The organism is Myxococcus xanthus (assembly GCF_013116825.1).
GTDB classification, from domain to species: domain Bacteria; phylum Myxococcota; class Myxococcia; order Myxococcales; family Myxococcaceae; genus Myxococcus; species Myxococcus xanthus_B.
The window spans coordinates 1-16,588 of the sequence record NZ_JABFNS010000066.1 but is presented as its reverse complement, the minus strand read 5'-3'; the positions used below and the strand labels follow the sequence as shown (position 1 = coordinate 16,588).

The 16,588-nt window shown below is 70.4% G+C and carries 11 protein-coding genes and 1 pseudogene; 7 read left to right on the top strand and 5 right to left on the bottom strand.

The features are described from left to right. Positions 1-159 precede the first annotated feature (159 nt). Complete coding sequence (locus HNV26_RS20055) at positions 160-3,705, top strand: DEAD/DEAH box helicase (RefSeq protein WP_216612532.1); 3,546 nt, start codon at positions 160-162, stop codon at positions 3,703-3,705. A gap of 528 nt (positions 3,706-4,233) precedes the next feature. Here HNV26_RS20055 and HNV26_RS20050 read toward each other — a convergent pair. Then, entirely contained in the window at positions 4,234-5,814 is a 1,581-nt protein-coding gene (locus HNV26_RS20050) for an SMI1/KNR4 family protein (RefSeq protein ID WP_171441861.1), read from the bottom strand. 135 nt (positions 5,815-5,949) lie between these two features. On the opposite strand from HNV26_RS20050, the pseudogene HNV26_RS20045 reads away from it, so the two are divergent. Further along, positions 5,950-6,138, top strand: a pseudogene (locus HNV26_RS20045) (transposase); the annotation flags it as partial. Positions 6,139-6,171: 33 nt separating this feature from the next. Here HNV26_RS20045 and HNV26_RS20040 read toward each other — a convergent pair. Further along, a complete protein-coding gene (locus HNV26_RS20040) occupies positions 6,172-7,134 on the bottom strand; it encodes an L-threonylcarbamoyladenylate synthase (protein WP_171441862.1) in 963 nt (320 codons plus the stop codon). Between the two features lie 31 nt (positions 7,135-7,165). Between HNV26_RS20040 and HNV26_RS20035 the strand changes: the two genes are divergently transcribed. The 5 genes from HNV26_RS20035 to HNV26_RS20015 all read left to right on the top strand — a co-directional run bounded on the left by HNV26_RS20035 (position 7,166) and on the right by HNV26_RS20015 (position 13,258). Continuing rightward, positions 7,166-8,587, top strand: a complete 1,422-nt coding sequence (locus HNV26_RS20035) for a TIGR01777 family oxidoreductase (protein ID WP_171441863.1) — start codon at positions 7,166-7,168, stop codon at positions 8,585-8,587. Between the two features lie 72 nt (positions 8,588-8,659). Beyond that, complete coding sequence (locus HNV26_RS20030) at positions 8,660-9,589, top strand: ABC transporter ATP-binding protein (protein WP_171441864.1); 930 nt, start codon at positions 8,660-8,662, stop codon at positions 9,587-9,589. Further along, positions 9,586-10,308 (top strand): ABC transporter permease, encoded by a 723-nt coding sequence (locus HNV26_RS20025; protein ID WP_171441865.1) that lies wholly within the window; start codon positions 9,586-9,588, stop codon positions 10,306-10,308. The genes HNV26_RS20030 and HNV26_RS20025 overlap by 4 nt, the downstream gene beginning before the upstream one ends. Next, positions 10,305-12,173: a motility-associated ABC transporter substrate-binding family protein gene (locus HNV26_RS20020; protein WP_171441866.1), complete on the top strand. Its 1,869-nt coding sequence runs from the start codon at positions 10,305-10,307 to the stop codon at positions 12,171-12,173. Before HNV26_RS20025 ends, HNV26_RS20020 begins: the two co-directional genes overlap by 4 nt. Then, entirely contained in the window at positions 12,170-13,258 is a 1,089-nt protein-coding gene (locus tag HNV26_RS20015; RefSeq protein ID WP_171441867.1) for a hypothetical protein, read from the top strand. The genes HNV26_RS20020 and HNV26_RS20015 overlap by 4 nt, the downstream gene beginning before the upstream one ends. On the opposite strand, the gene HNV26_RS20010 is transcribed toward HNV26_RS20015, so the two are convergent. The 3 genes from HNV26_RS20010 to HNV26_RS20000 form a co-directional block, all read right to left on the bottom strand. Beyond that, positions 13,247-14,080 carry a GvpL/GvpF family gas vesicle protein gene (locus tag HNV26_RS20010; protein ID WP_171441868.1) on the bottom strand — a complete coding sequence of 278 codons (834 nt, stop codon included), beginning with the start codon at positions 14,078-14,080 and terminating at the stop codon, positions 13,247-13,249. The genes HNV26_RS20015 and HNV26_RS20010 overlap by 12 nt on opposite strands. Positions 14,081-14,088: 8 nt before the next feature. Beyond that, on the bottom strand, positions 14,089-14,499 hold the full coding sequence (locus tag HNV26_RS20005) for a response regulator (RefSeq protein WP_011551663.1): 411 nt from the start codon (positions 14,497-14,499) through the stop codon (positions 14,089-14,091). Then, on the bottom strand, positions 14,496-16,588 hold a 2,093-nt coding region (locus HNV26_RS20000), incomplete at its 5' end, for a PAS domain-containing sensor histidine kinase (protein WP_253816825.1). The genes HNV26_RS20005 and HNV26_RS20000, both read right to left, overlap by 4 nt.

The following is a 16,588-nucleotide window of genomic DNA, read 5'->3' as shown; positions in this document are numbered from 1 at the left end:
GCCGACTGGGCGAGATACACGTCGACCTGCGTCTTGACGCGTCCGGCGAAGTCTGGGCGGGCTCCGCGTGGCGGCGCCGTGCTGGGCGACCCGCCGTCTTGCGTCCTCGCGTCACGGGTCTGCTTGCGTTTCGTGCGTGCTTTGCGAAGAAGCGGGTGCATGTCCGAGCCGCCCGAGAAGCCCGTGACTCCCTTGTTCGATACGACCCGTGACGCGCTGGCGTGGCTACGGGCGCAGGGGCTCGAGCACTTGTCGCGGCTGAGCCTGGCGGTGCTGATGCCGCTGGTGGACGCGGCCTGGCTGCCCCAGGCGCGTCCCGTGCTCGCCCGCCGCAGGCTCGTGGAGCTGCTGAGCACGGACTCGCTGTCGCGTTGGATGACAGAGGCGATGCCGTCTCCCCGGATGAAGGAGCTGCTGCCCACGCTCGCCTGGCGCTTCGTGGAGGCGGAGCGGCTGGGGGCGGAGTCGTCGCGGGCTTCGCTCGAGGAGCGGCTCGCTCCGCCCGCCGAGTCCCGCACGCACCGCGTCCATGGCCTGCTGCTGGCGCTGCGTGCGCGCGTTCCCGAGTCCGTCGCTCCCCGGCCCCTGCACGCGCTGGTGCCGGACCTGATGCAGTATGACGCGCCGCTCCCAGGCTTCCGTCTCCGCGAGACGCGCATCTCCGAGCTGCCTGTGGGGGCGCATGCGGGCTTCATCCTTCCCGAGGCCCGGCTGATTTTCGCTCCCACCGAGGTGACGGGGGACTGCTCCTGTGGCGCGACGTTCTGCGTCCACCTGCTGGCGGCCATTGACACGGCGCTGCTGTGGTTGCGCCAGCCCTGGTCCGAGTCCTTTGGAGAGGAGCTCGAGGAGCTGGTCCGTCCCGGTTGGGAGCGCTCGCTGCGGGCGCTGGAGCGGGCCGTTGACGACAGTCCCGGTGGACCTGGAGGTGGCGAGGTCTCCTGGCGGCTGGACGTCATCAACGGGTACGGCGTGGAGCTCGCGGCCTACGTGCACAAGCGCAACAAGAAGGGCCAGCGCAGCACGGGCGCGAAGGTGAGCCGGCGCAAGCTGCTGCAGGACCATGGCTCGCAATTGTCGGCGGCGGACGCGCGCCTGGCGGCGTTGCTGCCGGAGTCGGAGGCCCCCGCGTCGCGCGCGCTGCTCTTCGAACTGGTGGGGCATCCCCGCATCCACCTGGATGAGAACCCGGACCTGCTGGTGCGCATCGAGCGCGCGAAGGTCGGGCTCGTCGCCGAGGACCGGGACGGCGTGGTCATCGTGAGCGCGGGGGTGGATGGCGCGATGCTGCCCACGGCGATGCTGGAGCGGGTGCGCAAGTCTCAGCCGGATGAGGGGCTCTACGTCTGGGATGAAAGCCAGCGGGTACTCACGGTGCTGGACGCGGGCCCCGAGGTCCGCGCGCTGCTGACGGCGCTGAACCGCCACGGCAATGCGTTTCCGCCGGAGAGCCACGTCGCGTTGCTGGACCAGTTGTCGAAGCTCTCCCTGCGCGTGCCGGTGGCGCTGCCTCGGAGCGTCTTGGGGGAGTCGGTGCCGCTGCGCTACGCCCCCGTGGTGCGCATGGAGGCGCATGCGAGCGGGGCGGTCCGTGTGGAGCTGCGCACGCGCCCGTTGCCGGACAGTCCCACGTTCATTCCGGGCGAGGGGGCACGCGACGTCCACGTCCGGAGAGGGACGGGGGCCGTGCACGCGGTGCGTGACTTCGTTCAGGAGCGCGACGCGGCGGAGTTGCTTCAGGCCCGGTTGCCGCTCGACACGGCGGAGCCCGAGGAGCTGCCCTTCACCTTCCGCTTCACCAGCGCGCAGGGGGGCCTCGCGGTGCTCGCGGCCTGTGTGGAGCTGGAGCCGAAGCCGGAGCTGGAGTGGGTGGGGGCGCCGGTGCGGCTGTTCCATGCCGCCGCGCCTTCGGCGCTGAAGGTCATCCTGGAGCGGAAGCGGGACTGGTTTGGCGTGCTGGGTGGGCTCTCCGTGGAAGGCGAGCGAGTGGAGTTGGCGCGGCTGCTCGATGCGGCGCGGCGGAAGGAACGTTTCGTCCAGGTGGACTCGACGTCCTACGTGGAGATTGAAGGCGCGCTGCGGGAGCACCTGGAGCGGCTGGCGGACCATGCGCATGCCACGCGCCATGGCCTGGAGGTGGGGCCCTCCTCGGTGGAGACGCTCACGGCGCTCGAGGACGCGGGCGCCGAGGTGGAGGCGGACAAGACGTGGCAGTCCCTGGTGGAGCGCATCTTCGCGGCGAAGGAGCTGAAGCCGCGGGTTCCCTCGGGACTGAAGACGGCGCTGCGCGATTACCAGTTGGAGGGCTTCCGCTGGCTGACGCGGCTGGCTTCATGGGGCGCGGGTGGGGTGCTCGCGGACGACATGGGCTTGGGCAAGACGGTGCAGGCGCTGACGGTGCTCCTGGACCGGAGCAAGCTGGGGCCCGCGCTGGTGCTGGCGCCGACGTCGGTGGCCTTCAACTGGATGGACGAGGCGAAGCGCTTCGCGCCGTCGCTGCGGATGACGCTGTTCTCGGATGCTACGGACCGGGGCCGGACGTTGGAGCAACTGGGGCCCAAGGACGTGCTGGTGTTGAGCTATGGCCTGCTCACGCGGGACATCGAGCGGCTGTCGAAGCTGCGCTTCTCCACCATCATCTTCGATGAAGCGCAGACGTTGAAGAACGCGACGACGCACCGCTTCCGGGCTGCGCGGGCGCTCCAGGGGGACTTCAAGTTCGCGCTGTCGGGCACGCCGCTGGAGAACCACCTGGGCGAGCTGTGGAGTCTCTTCGCCGTCGTCTTCTCGGGGCTGCTCGGGAGCTGGGAGGCGTTCCGTTCGCGCTTCGCCGCGCCGATTGAGCGGGGCGTGGACCCGACGGCCGCGCCCGCGCTGGCCCGGGTGCTCCAGCCCTTCCTGCTGCGCCGGACGAAGGCGCAGGTGGAGGCGCAGCTTCCTCCTCGGACGGACATCCGGGTGCCCATTGTCCTCTCGTCGGAGGAGTGGGCGCTCTACGAGGACGCTCGGCTGGCGGCGCTCTCTGATTTGGAGACGCGCAAGCCGAAGATGAAGGAGCAGGAGCGGCGCATCGAGATTCTGGCGGCGCTCACACGGCTGCGGCTCCTGGCGTCACATCCGCGGCTATATGACGCCGGGTCGAAGCTGGAGTCGGCCAAGCTGGAGCGGTTCATGGAGCTGGTGCGGGAGCTCCGCGCGGAGGGGCATCGCGCGCTCGTGTTCAGCCAGTTCACCTCCCACCTGGCGCTGGTGCGCGAGGTGCTGGACGCGGAGGGGATTGATTACGAGTACCTGGATGGGCAGACGCCCGCGGGGGCTCGTGCGGAGCGGGTGCGCGCGTTCCAGGAGGGAGACGTGCCGCTGTTCCTGATTTCGCTCAAGGCCGGTGGCTTCGGGCTGAATCTCACGGCGGCGACCACGGTGATTCACCTGGACCCGTGGTGGAACCCCGCCGTGGAGGACCAGGCCTCCGACCGCGCGCACCGGATTGGGCAGGACCGGCCGGTGACGGTGTACCGCCTGGTGACGCGGGGGACCATCGAGGAGCAGATGCTGTCGCTGCACGAGCACAAGCGCGCGCTGGTGGCGGGGGTGCTGGAAGGGAAGGACGCGGCGGGACGGCTGTCGACCCAGGAGTTGCTGGGGCTGTTGTCCCAGCGGCTGGCTCCTCCTGGGGAAGAGGAGGGGCCCCGGACGAGGCACTGATTCAGACTGTTGGGTTGTGCGTGCTGCTACCAGAACCCAAGCACGAATCGAGGTGCGAACCTCGGGGACGAGGTGGATGACATTGCCAGGAAGATTGCTGTTCGGCACAAAGACGTGATTCCCCTGTGGTCCATGCAAGGGCAGAGCATTGCCCCTGATGTGGTATGTGCCTTGAGTTGGGAGCATTGCTGGAAGAGTTCACTAGCGTGCGGGTGGCTGACTCCAGCTGCCAGCTTCTGCGGCGACTGGCGGCTGACGAGGCCCCTCCACTAGCCAGTCACGGCCAGCGGCCGTCAAATGGCACGCGCTGGTGTCACTGCGAGACGAGTTGCGGGTGGCCGACGGGGTGAGACCCCAGCGATCGACTTCGAGCGCGTGAAATCGACCGCGAAGGGCTGGGCGGGAGAGAGGCATTGTTCGCTACGTCGCCGAATGATCATCGGCCAAGCGAACGCTCGCCGAAACGACGTGCAACCGTTCGAGCTATTTCCCGCACGGAGCGCGCGTCGACTGGCCCGAGTCGAACGCTCAGGGCGTGTCTCGGACCGTCTTTCGGATCGGGTAGCCGCGCGCGGACGTGGGTTGCACGCGCAGCGCGACGTCGCCGTCGGTGGTCACACCGTGCGCGAGCGCGTCCACCATCGCCTCGAGGTAGGTCGCCAGATCCGGCGCGCGGACCACTCGGTCGTTGTCCTTCATCCAGACGTCGATCACTTGTCCCGCCGGACCACGCCAGCTCCCCGAGAGGTCCACCACGAGATGCCAGCCGTTGTCCCAGCGGAGCACCGGGAACCACCGCTCGGCCCACACCGCCGGCGGCTGCACGCCACCCTCCTTCCACTCGCCCGCGCGCGCCATCGCGCCGAGCTCCGCCCCGCGCGCGAGCGCGTCAGTGAGCGACGCGAACGATCGCCAGAAAACGAAGCGTCCGTCGTCGCGCCGATCGCCGTCGCGCCAAGCGTAGAGCGCGCGCAGCTCGCGGGGAAGCGGACGACCGAGCGTGACCTCCGCGTCGACGAAGTCGGTGCGACCGGGCGCGAGGCCCGCGAGGTAGTGGGGCACGTGCTCGGCGAGCCAGGCCTCGAAGCGCGCGAGCGCGCGCGTGACCCGTCGCGCTCGACGGGCCTCCTCGAAAGGCGCGAGCCCCGCACGCAGCGGCGCCGGCACCACGACCTCCTCGAGGCTCGGCGCCTCCGGCAGATCGGCGGGCAGCGCGTCGAGCCCCTTCGAACGTACGTGGAACTCGCGGAGACGAGGCAGCCGCGACAGGCCGTCGAGCACACCGCCCGCAGAGCCCTCGAGCGAGAGCACCTCAATCGCCTCGAGCGCGAGCACGCTCGACCACTCGCGAAGCTCGGGGGACTTCACGCGCAGGTAGCGCACGCTCGGCAGAGGCACGTCGGTCGGCCACGCCGAGAGTTCGCTGCCCGCGTCGAGGAACACCCGCGTGATCGCGGCGAGCCGCCCTGAGTCGCGGAGGTGTCGCAGCACGTCCGCTTGGCTCGTGCCCGTCCAGCGCGCGCCGAGCTTGCTCCGCGCGCCGACCGTGAGCGCGTCGTCCGCTAGCTCCACGCCGAGCTCGGCCCGCGACGCGATCAGGAATGAAGGCATCGCCTCCGTCGCCGTGACGAGCGCGTCCACCAGCGGCGCCGCCACGTTCGCGCGCTCGAGCGCGAGCGACGCGAAGTCGTTCGGCAGCCCGACCAGTTTCTTCGCGCGGTCCGACTCGAACCTGCGCAGTCCACGCATCGCGGCGATGCCGTCGCCGAGCGCGCTCACGTCCTTGTCCACGATCAGGCGCTCGACGCGCTTGAGCCGATAGAGGCTCGACCAGTCGACGAAGGCGGACGACGCGATACACACGCGCGTGAGCGCCGAGAGCCGGTCGGCGTTCGCCGGCAAGGCGGGCAACGCGCACTTCGCCTCGATCGTGAGATCCGTGACGCCGTCAAGCAGCTCCGACGCGATGGCGGCCTCGAGCGCCGCCACCGTTGCCGCCCCTCTCACTTTCAGCGCGCCGTTGGCATGATGCTCGAAGAATATCGTGCCCGCTCCCTGCTCGTCTGGCGCACCAGGCGTTCGGAACAGCGTGTGGTCGGGAAGGCTCATCGGCGGAAATCTACGAGCACGGTAACCGTCCGGCAAATGCAGCCTCGACGCGGGGGCGGAGCGCCTGGTCCGCCCCCCGATTTTCGGACCAGTTGAAGCGTGAGCGAGTCCTCGCGGCCAGGAGGTAGGTCGGTCGTGAGGAAGAGCGGGTTTACCGAGGTGCAGATGGTCCGCGTCCTGCGGGAGGCGGAGGTGCCTGGGGCCATCGTAGTGGAGGTGGCCCGGAAGCACGGCGTCGCCGAGCAGACGCTCTACCGGTGGCGGCAGCAGTTCGGCGGCATGGAGGCAGGCGACGCGACGCGGCTCAAGGAGTTGGAGAAGGAGTGGATACTGGATGTAGGCACTGCCACGTAATCGCTACCCGCGCGGAGCGGCGGCACGCGACAGCCTGTCGCGGACAGCGATGCCCAGGCCGCTCTCAGCCGGGAGGCACGCCACCAGCACGTCGTGCCCCTGTGCATCCGCCTCACGCAGCCGGGCGTACAGCACGCGCGCGGCACCCGCGGGCTCATCCGGCACATCGAAGCGCGGCACGTCGGGTGGCAACGCAAGGCTCGCCGGTCCGAGGACACCCACGCGCAATCCCTGTTCACGCAGCTCCTGGACGCGCATCACGGCCTGTCCGGGCTCGGTCAGCACCACGCCGGCACGCGGCGCGTAGTGTGACTCCAGCGAGCCTGACACGCGCACCTTGGACGAAGTCCTCACCGGCACCTTGCGCCCCAGCACCCGCTCCACGTCCTCCGCAGCCAGTCCTCCCGGCCGCAGAATCGCGGGCTCATCCGAGCTCAAGTCCACGATGGTTGACTCCACCCCCACCGTGCACGGGCCACCATCCAGGATGAGGTCCACGTCTCCGCCCAGGTCCTCCCGCACGTGCTCCGCCGTGGTGGGGCTCACCTTCCCGAACCGGTTCGCGCTCGGCGCGGCCAGCCCTCCACCCAGCTTCTGGAGCACCGCGAGCGCCACCGGGTGATTCGGCACGCGCAGCGCCACCGTGTCCTGCCCACCCGTGACGGCATCCGTGGCCCGCGCCGTGCGCGGCAGCACCAGCGTCAACGGCCCGGGCCAGAAGGCTTCGGCCAGCTTCCGTGCGGCCTCCGGGACCTCACGTGCCCACGTGTTCAGGTGCTCGACGCCTGGGATGTGGACGATGAGCGGGTGGGTGGCGGGGCGGCCCTTGATGGCGAAGACGCGGCGCACGGCCAGCTCGTCCTCCGCGTTGGCGGACAGACCGTAGACGGTTTCCGTCGGCAGGGCGACGACACCGCCGTGCCGTAGCAATTCCACCGCGCGTTCAAGGGACTCTGGAGCAATCATGCGCCGCCGCACTGTCGCCCCAGGAGGGAACATGGGCAAGTCGCACGTCTTCGATGCTCGAACTCGGATGCCCGTCTCGGCCAAGGACCTCTTCGCCTGGCATGCCCGGGAAGGGGCGCTCGAACGCTTGACGCCCCCCTGGGAGCGGATGGAGGTCCTGGAGCGCACCGGCGATGGCATCCGCACCGGCGCCCGCGTCGTCGTCCGCATGCGCGTGGGCCCCATCCCCCAACGCCTGGTGGCCGAGCACACCGCCTACGTCGAAGATGCCATGTTCCAGGACACACAGATGTCCGGCCCCTTCGCGAAGTGGGTCCACACCCACCGGATGTGGCCCGAGCCCGCCACGGGCACCTCCATCCTGGAGGACGAAGTGGAGTACGTCCTCCCCGTGGGCCCCCTGGGCGGCCTCTTCGGCGGAGGCTTCGCCCGGCGCACCCTGGAGCGGCTGTTCGCCTACCGCCACCGCGTCACACTCGAGGACCTGAAGCGCCACGCTGCCTTCGCGGGGCAGGGGCCGCTCACCATCGCCGTCACTGGAGCCTCGGGGCTGGTGGGCTCGTCGCTGGTGCCTTTTCTCACCACGGGCGGCCACACGGTGAAGCGCATGGTGCGCGGCAAGGCGGACTCCTCGCGGAACGAGGTCGCCTGGGCGCCTGACAAGGGCGAGGTGGACACCGACGCACTCGAAGGTGTGGACGCCGTGGTGCACCTCGCGGGCGTCAACGTGGCCGGCCAGCGTTGGACCCCCGAGTACAAGGACGCCATCCTGAAGAGTCGCACCCAGGGCACTCGCACCCTGGCCGAAGCCCTGGCGCGGATGAAGCGCAAGCCGAAGGTGCTCGTCTCCGCGGGCGGCAGCAGCATCTACGGGGACCGGGGCGACGAAGTCCTCACCGAGGAGAGCAGCACGGACGGAAAGGGCTTTCTCTCCCAGGTATCACGCGAGTGGGAAGCCGCCGCCGCGCCCGCCGAGGCCGCGGGCATCCGCGTGGTGCACCTGCGCATCGGCCCCGTCCTGGATGCGCGCGAGGGCGCCCTGGCGAAGATGCTGCCAGCGTTCCTCGCGGGAGGAGGCGGGCCCATCGGCTCCGGGCAGCAGTGGATGAGCTGGGTGTCGCTGGAGGACGTGATCGGGCTCATCCACTTCTCTGTCTTCACTGACGCCGCGCGCGGAGCCATCAACGCCGTGGCGCCGGGGGCGGTGCGGCAGGCGGACTTCGCCCGGACGCTGGGCAAGGTGCTGCGGCGGCCGGCCGTCTTCCCGGTCCCCGCGCCCGTCGTGCGGACCCTCTTCGGACAGATGGGGCAAGAGGCGCTGCTGGATGGCGCGCGAATCGTGCCTCAGGCAGCCCAGCGGCTGGGGTTCGCCTTCCTCCTTCCCGACCTGGAAAGCGCGCTGCGCTTCACGCTGGGGCGCACGACGAAAGGCCCTGAATACCGCCATTCTTAGCGAGTCCGGCGCTTGACAATCCCCTCCGCTGCGCCAGAAGAAACGACGCATTCGAAGGGGAGAGGACTCCTGATGATTCAGGTCGAAGGGCTGACCAAATACTACGGTGAGCACGCGGCGATCCGGGACCTGGCCTTCACCATCAGCCAGGGGGAAGTCATTGGCTTCCTGGGCCTCAATGGCGCTGGAAAATCGACGACGCTGAAGGTCCTGGGGTGCGTGCTGCTGCCGACCTCGGGGCGTGTCGTCATCGACGGCCATGACGTGGTGAGCAATGCCCACGAGGTCCGTCAGCGCATCGGCTACCTGCCGGACGTGCCTCCGCTCTACGACGAGATGACGGTGGGCGAATACCTGACCTACGTCGCGCAGCTTCGCGGCGTCACGTCCCGGGACACCGCCAGCCGCGTGGGCGAGGCCGAGGAGAAGACGGGCCTGCGTGACGTCCACGGCGAGCTCATCTCCACGCTCAGTCACGGCTACCGCCAGCGCGTAGGCGTGGCCCAGGCACTGGTGCACAAGCCCGCCCTGCTCATCCTCGACGAGCCCACCAGCGGGCTCGACCCCCGGCAGATTGTCGAGATGCGCGACGTCATCCGCGGGTTGAAGGGCGCGCACACGGTGCTCGTCTCCAGCCACATCCTCCCGGAAATCTCCCAGACGTGTGACCGGCTGCTCATCATCCACAAGGGGATGTTGGTGGCGCAGGGCACGGAGGAGGAGCTGGCGGCGAAGATGGGCGGCCAGGGCGCCATCGAGCTGGAGGTGCGTGGCGACAAGGCGCGCGCGGTGGAGGTGCTCCAGCGCTTTGGCGTGGTGGTGGTGGACCGCGCATCGGACGGCCTGGTGGCGCTGACGGTGCGAGCCTCGCCCGACCGGCGGCCCCAGGTGGCGCAGGCGGTGGTGGGCGCGGGTCTGGAGTTGTTGAGGCTGGACCAGGGCGCCGGTCAGCTCGAATCCATCTTCCTGCGGCTGACACACGGCCAGGAGGTGCGCGCGTGAAAGCGCTGCTCATCGCCCGCCGCGAGCTGTCCGCCTATCTGCGCACGCTCAGCGGCTACGTCATCATCGCGGTCATCCTCGCGTTGAACGGCTTGTTCTTCAACGCGTATGCCCTGGGCGGCGCCAGCAAGCGCTCCGCCGAGGTCCTGTCGCAGTTCTTCTATTACTCGAGCGGCTTCACCGTCGTCGCCTCGGTATTCATCTCGATGCGCCTGCTGGCCGAGGAGCGTCAGACGGGCACGCTGTCGCTGCTGTACTCGTCACCGCTGCGCGACCGCGACATCGTCGTGGGCAAGTTCCTCGCGGGACTGGCCTTCCTCGCGCTGTACCTCCTGTGCACCGTCTACATGCCGCTGCTGGTGATGGTGAACGGCAAGGTGTCCTTCGGTCACGTGGCGGCGGGGTACCTCGGTCTGCTGCTGCTGGGCAGCGCGTCGCTGGCGGTGGGGACCTTCGGCTCCTCGCTGGCGCGCAACCAGTTGCTCGCGGCGATTACGTCCGCGGTGATGCTGGTGGCCCTCATCCTGTGCTGGCTCCTGGCGCGCATCACCGAGCAGCCACTGGCGGATGTCTTCAGCGCGATGTCGCTGTGGAATCAGCACTTCCCGCCGTTCCAGGCGGGGCTCATCCACGTGCGTGACGTCGTCTACTACCTCGTGGTCACCTACGTGGCGCTGTTCGCGGCCACGCGGGTGCTCGAGGCGCGGAGGTGGCGATGAGCGCGCGTCCTTCGAGCGGGGGGCTCCCCGTGACGCTGGCCTTCGTGTCGGGCCTGCTGGCGGTCTTCCTCGGTGAGCGGCTCTTCGGCATCGGCACGGGCCGCACCGTCCTGTCGGGCCTGGGCGTGGCGGTGGCGGCGGGCGCGTTGGGCTGGCGCTTCGCGCGCATGCGGTCGGCCAGCGCGGACCGGCGCGCCGTCGAGGCGTGGGTGTCGGGCCTGTACGGCGTGGGTCTTGTGGCCCTGGGGCTCTACTTCGTCCAGTCGGACGTGGGCACCGGGCTCTTCGGCGGTCCCTTGTCCCAGAAGGCGCCTCGGCTGACGGTGTCGCTGGCGGCGCTCTTCCCGGCGTTGCTCGCGTGCTGCTTGCTGCCGCTGGCGATGGTGGAGGTCGCCGCCGCGGCGATGACGCGCGCACCCGTGCTGGAGACGGGCCGTGTCCGCAGCGCGCTGTACTCCGGGCTGGGGCTGGCCTTCGTGCTCGTCTTCGCCTTCGCGTCCATGTTCGTCGCCACCCAGGCCGACGTGACGTGGGACCTGTCCTACTTCCGCACGGCGAAGCCCGGCGACGGCACGCGCAAGGTCATTCGCGGGCTAAATGAACCGCTCCAGGTGACGCTCTTCTTCCCGCCCGCGAACGAGGTGGGCGAAGCGGTGGGGCAGTACTTCCGCGACCTGTCGGTGGAGAGTCCGGGCCTGCTCAACGTGGTGCGGCTGGACCAGGCGGTGGAGCCGGCTCGGGCGAGGTCGCTGGGCGTCCACAACAACGGCACCATCGTCCTGGCGCGCGGCGACCGGAAGGAGCCGCTCACGGTGGGCCTGGAAGTCGAGCGGGCGCGCGGCCAACTCCAGCGGTTGGACCAGGAGGTCCAGCGCCGCCTGCTAACGGTGGCCCGGCCTCGCCGGGTCGTCTACTTCACGTCCGGCCACGGTGAGCGCGCCGAGTCGCGAGCGGTGCCGGGCGAGACGACCCGCCCGTCCGTGGAGAAGCTGAAGGAGTTGCTGCGCGCACAGAACGTGGACGTGCGGCCGCTCGGGGTCTCCGAGGGACTGGGCACCGAGGTGCCGCGTGACGCCTCCGTGGTGGTGGTGGCGGGCCCGACGCAGGCGTTCCTCTCCGAGGAGTTGAATTCCCTGCGCGAGTACTCCGCGCGCGGTGGCCGGCTGTGGCTGGCGCTGGAGCCAGAGGGACCGGACTTCCAGCCGCTGCTGGAGCCCCTGGGCCTGAAGTACCTCAAGACGCCGCTGGCCAATGACCAGGTGTACTTCCGCACGTCGCGGCAGCAGAGCGACCGCGGCAACCTGGGCACGGCGACGTTCTCCTCGCACCCGTCCGTCACGTCGCTGTCGTCGTTGGCGGGACAGGCGCCGGCCGTCTTCCTGAGCGCGGGTGCCCTGGAGCAGATTCAGCCGTTGCCAGGGGGCCTTGCGCAGGACGTGTCGGTGCGCGCGCACGGCGCCACCTTCGCGGACGCCAATGGCAACTTCGCGTTGGACGCGGGCGAGATGCGGCGGCCCTGGCCCCTGGTCATCGCGGTGGAGAAGCCCGCGCCGGCCGGCCAGGAGGCGATGCGCGCCGTGGTGATGGCGGACGCGGACGCGGTGAGTGACTTGTTGATGGGCAACATGGGCAACGCGTACCTGGCGGTGGACACGCTGCGGTGGCTCACCGGTGAGGAGTCCATCTCCGGCGCCGTGTCCTCGGAGGAAGACACGCCCATCCAGCACACGCGGGAGCAGGACGTCCTCTGGTTCTACGCGACGGTGTTCCTGGGGCCGGCCCTGGTGCTGGCGGTGGGCTTCGTGACGACGCGCCGGCGGGGACGACGCGCGCCGCGCCCCGCGGTGGCGGGAGGTGAGCGATGAAGGTTCGGGACCTGGCCCTCCAAGGGGCCCTGGCGGCGGCCGCGTTGATCGCGGCGTTCGTCGTGTGGCAGCGAGAGCCCTCCGCGGGCCCGGGTGAAGTCACGGTGGTGGATGTCCCGGCGCGCGCGCTGGACAGCATTCGCTACGAGGATGACTCCCGCTTCGTGGACGTGTTCCGGGATGCCAGTGAGCGTGACCGGCTCTGGGTACGGCTGGGCTACAAAGCCTCCGGGGCGGCCTCCGGCGGTGCGAATGCCGGCGCCACCGACGCGGGCGTGGCCACCGCGGCGGTGGGCACGGACGCGGGCACCGGCGCCGCCGCGGGACAGCCGCCCGTGACCGCGCGCGAGGAACCGCCACCGCCGCGCGAGCTGCGCGCCAACGAGGTGGCGGACAAGTTGTTCTCCCGCTTCGCGCCCATGCGCGCCATGCGGGCGCTGGGTGAGCTGGACGCGAAGAAGCTGGAGGAGGTCGGCCTGGCCACGTCTCCGCGCAAGCTGACGCTGACAGTGGCCGGCAAGGCGCGTGTGTTCGCCCTGGCGTCGCCTCCGGGAGGCTGGGGGACGCCGTACCTGCGCAGCGAGGAGGACGGCCGCGTGTACCTGCTGGGCCCGGCGATGCTGCCGGACCTGGAGAACGCGAACAGCCGTCTGGTGGACCGCCGGCTGCACACCTTCGACCTGGGAGACTTCGACGCGGTGACCATCCGCGCGGGTGGCGCCACCCGTGCCTTCCGGGCCACGGGCAAGGCGCCCGGCCCGGTGGTCCTGGCGCCGGAGGACGCGCCGGAGCGGCCGGACGACTTCGCGCGCAACTGGCATGACCGCGTGTGGCGGATGATGCCGGTGGACCTGCTCGGCCGCGACGAGCCGCTGCCCGGGGGCGAGCCGCAGGAGTCCTTCCGCGTGGACTACCTGCGCGCGGGCCGGGCCGTTGGCCACGTCATGGTGGTGAAGGCCGAGGGGGGCTTCTACGCCCGGACCGAGCACACCACGGGCTGGGCCCGGCTCCACGCTGGGATGGACGCGCTGGCGGAAGAGGCGGCGCGGGTGACGGCGCCCGTGACCTCCGCGTCAGGGAAGTGAGGCGTCCTCGTCACGCAGCCCCAGGTGCAAGTCCACGAAGCTGTACGGCGCCCAGGGACCGGTGAAGCGGAACGAGTACGTGTCCGCGCGCGCGGCCAGGGAGCGGACCTTCTCCTCGAAGGACTCCTGCCGGGCCCGCTCGACGAGGAAGGCCGCGTTGAGCAGCATCCGCTCACCCACGGGGGGATGCTCGCGCATGGCGGCGGCGCGGGGGCGCAGGCCCTCCAGCAGCGCTCGCATGTCACGCCCGGCGCGGTCCTCCACGGCGGCCTCCAAGCGGCGCTCGTGCTCGGCCTCCGGCTCATCATCGCGCCGGTGAAGCTGGGCGTCTTCCAGCACCAACCGCTGGGCGAGGTGCTCGCGGTGCCAGAGCACCTTCAGGCCCAGCTCCACCTTGCCCTCCAGCGCGTCCAGCGCGCTGGACAGTTCGCCCTGGGCCGTGCGCAGCACCGCGCGTACCTGGGCCTCGGACGCCATGACGGTGCCGAAGGCCACGGGGAGCACGGTGTGCTCACGGAGCAGGGTTTCGGTGACGCGCTGGTGCCCGAGCAGGTGCGCTCGCGTCGGGTCCACCACGCGGCCAGGCGCCACGGACACCAGGGCCGTGAGGCCCGCCTCGCTCACCGCGTACACCTGCGCGGGAACAGCGCCCAATCCGATGAGCCCGACGTCCAGGGGGGCGGTGGCACGGACGATTCCGTAGAGATACCGGGGCCCGTCGGGCGTCACCGTCTCCGCCGTGGGGGGCGAAGGCCGGGCGGCCTGGGCCGTGCGGCTGTCGCCACGAGCTGCCCCCTTCCGGGGCCGTGTCGTCCGGGACATGGTGCGCTTCACCTCGCCGATGCGCCTCCGTGGGTGGCGAGCACGCGGCGGACTTCATCCACCAGCGCGTCCGGCAGGCAGGGCTTGGTGACGAAGGAGTCGCAGCCCGCGCCCTTGGCTTCGTCGGACTGCCCCGTCATCGCATGGCCGGTAAGCGCCACCACGGGGATGGCGCGTGTGCGGTCGTCGCCCTTCAGCCGCCGTGTCGCCTCCCAGCCGTCCATGATGGGCAGCGACAGGTCCATGAGGATGATGTCGGGCCGCAGCTCGAAGGCCTTGTCCAGCGCCTCCTGGCCGTTCTTCGCCTCGGCGACGCGGAAGCCCGAGAACTCCAGGTACTCGGCGTACATCTCCCGGGCATCTTGATAGTCGTCAACGACCAGCACGAGGGGCTTCGGGGTCTCAGATGGGTTCATCATGCGCGCCTCGCGCGTCGGGGAAAGTGCAGGGTGAATGTCGAACCCTCGCCCTGGGTGCTCTGGAGGGTGACGCGGCCCCCCAGCATGGCAGCCAGGCGACGGCAGATGGAGAGCCCCAGACCCGTGCCTCCATAGGCTCGGGTCGGAGAGCTGTCCACCTGCTGGAAGTCCTCGAAGATTTTTTCCTGGTTCGCTGGGTCGATGCCAATGCCCGTATCCGTCACGGAGATGGTGAGCGTGGACGTAGCAGCCACGTACTCCGCCTGCACCTGCACTGAGCCTTCGTGCGTGAACTTCAACGCATTCGACAGGAGGTTGAGGACGATTTGTTTCACCTTCTGCCGGTCACTGTACACCGCCGGCACGCGCGGGCCGAGGTGGGCGCTCACCGTCAGCTTGCTGCGCGCGATGATGGGGTCCATCTCCGCCATCACCTCCTGGAGCAGCTCCGGGATGCCGAAGTCCGACAGGTTCAAGGGCATGCGGCCCGCTTCGATGCGGGTGATGTCCAGAATCTCGTTGATGACCTCCAGCAGGTGTCTGCCGTTGGAGTCGATGCGCGTGAGGTTCCGCTTCTGCGCCGGGTTCAGTTCGCCGGACACGCCCTGCAGCAGCATGTTCGTGTAGCCGAGGATGGCGTTGAGCGGCGTGCGGAACTCGTGGGACATGTTGGCCAGGAACTGGGACTTGGCCGCGCTGGCCTGCTCCACCTGGATGGCCTGCCGGCGCAGCATCTCGTTCTGTTCGGCCAGCTCCGCGGTGGCGGCCTGCACGCGCGCCTCCAGGTGGACGGAACCTTCCTTCACCCGCTCCAACAGCCGCGCCTTCTCCAGCGCCTCGCTGCGGTCGTGGAAGAGGGTGACGATGCCCGTCAGCTCACCGGAGTCACCCAGGACCTTGCTGGCCACGGCCTCCATGGGGAGCGTGGCGCCCGTGGCCGGGTCCACCAGCCCGAGCTGTCCGCGCCAGCGGGGCCGGCCTTCCGCGTCCAGCAGGTTGGCGAGGAACGACGAGAAGCTCGCGTTGTTGGAGCGCAGCCGCCGCAGCGCCGCCTCCCCGCTGTCGGGGTGCGTGGCGAAGAGCTTCTCCGCCGGGCCGTTCATCATCACCATGCCGCCCGCCGGGTCGGACAGGATGAGGGGGTCCGGCACGGAGTCCAGCACCCGGTCCAGTCGGTGACGCTCGCTGCGGGCCTCCCGCTCCGTGTCGCGCAGGCGCCGGTAGCTCTCACCCAGCGCCTGGGTGGCGCGGCCCAGGTCCGTCACGTTGCGCAGCACGCTCACCAGCGACTCGCGGCCATCCGGCCCGAGAACGGGGGTGCTGAGGACCTCGAAGAGCAGGTCGATTCCCTCCACCGGGTCCACCAGCGGGACTTCCCGGCGGCGCACGGTGGACGTGTCACCGCTGGCGAAGCTGGCCAGCGCGGAGGAGAACACCTGCCGGTTGAGCTCCGTCGCCCGGCGGCGGCCTTCGCTCGCATCCGGACCGGCCACCAGCAGCACCTCCGCGCGGGTGTTGGCGATGTGGGGCCGTCCCTCCAGGTCCGTCAGCAGCACGGGGTCCGCCACGGTGTCGATGATGCGACGGAGCAGCGCTCCGCCCGCGACTTCGCGGCCCTCCGTGGGCAGCATGGCGGCCAGCCGGGGGCCGACGTGCGCGCTCACCCAGGCTGCGTCCGGCGTCAGCGTGGGGCCGTCCGCGGACAGCAGCAGCAGGCCCGCGGCGGGCGCTCCAGGACGGCTCAGGGGCACCGCGATGCACCCCACGGCTGGAAGTGGGGCGCAGGGGGCGGCGAAGAAGCGAGGCGCACCCTGCGTCAGCGCCTCCGCCAGGGGATGGGAGGCCTCACCGGGCTGGAACGCCAGGGCGTCACGCTGGGCCTCGGAGAGGTTCTGGGCCGCGAGGCAGACCCACCTTTCCGTGCCGCTGTCGCGCGCGAGGCAGGCCGCGACGTCCGACGGCCGCTCGCGGGTGAGCCACGCCACCACGTGCTGCGCGCACAGACGTGGCTCGTCACAGGCGAGCAGGTGCTCGGCCAGGGCGAGCCGTGCTTCGACGTCTGGCTCGGGGGTTGGGGTGGGCCTGTCTC

Excerpts from the sequence above, each read along its gene's own strand:
- HNV26_RS20020 (WP_171441866.1), top strand. The coding sequence starts at position 10,305 with ATGAGCGCGCGTCCTTCGAGCGGGGGGCTCCCCGTGACGCTGGCCTTC.
- HNV26_RS20040 (WP_171441862.1), bottom strand. The coding sequence starts at position 7,134 with ATGATTGCTCCAGAGTCCCTTGAACGCGCGGTGGAATTGCTACGGCAC.
- HNV26_RS20005 (WP_011551663.1), bottom strand. The coding sequence starts at position 14,499 with ATGATGAACCCATCTGAGACCCCGAAGCCCCTCGTGCTGGTCGTTGAC.
- HNV26_RS20050 (WP_171441861.1), bottom strand. The coding sequence starts at position 5,814 with ATGAGCCTTCCCGACCACACGCTGTTCCGAACGCCTGGTGCGCCAGAC.
- HNV26_RS20035 (WP_171441863.1), top strand. The coding sequence starts at position 7,166 with ATGGGCAAGTCGCACGTCTTCGATGCTCGAACTCGGATGCCCGTCTCG.
- HNV26_RS20015 (WP_171441867.1), top strand. The coding sequence starts at position 12,170 with ATGAAGGTTCGGGACCTGGCCCTCCAAGGGGCCCTGGCGGCGGCCGCG.
- HNV26_RS20030 (WP_171441864.1), top strand. The coding sequence starts at position 8,660 with ATGATTCAGGTCGAAGGGCTGACCAAATACTACGGTGAGCACGCGGCG.
- HNV26_RS20010 (WP_171441868.1), bottom strand. The coding sequence starts at position 14,080 with ATGTCCCGGACGACACGGCCCCGGAAGGGGGCAGCTCGTGGCGACAGC.
- HNV26_RS20055 (WP_216612532.1), top strand. The coding sequence starts at position 160 with ATGTCCGAGCCGCCCGAGAAGCCCGTGACTCCCTTGTTCGATACGACC.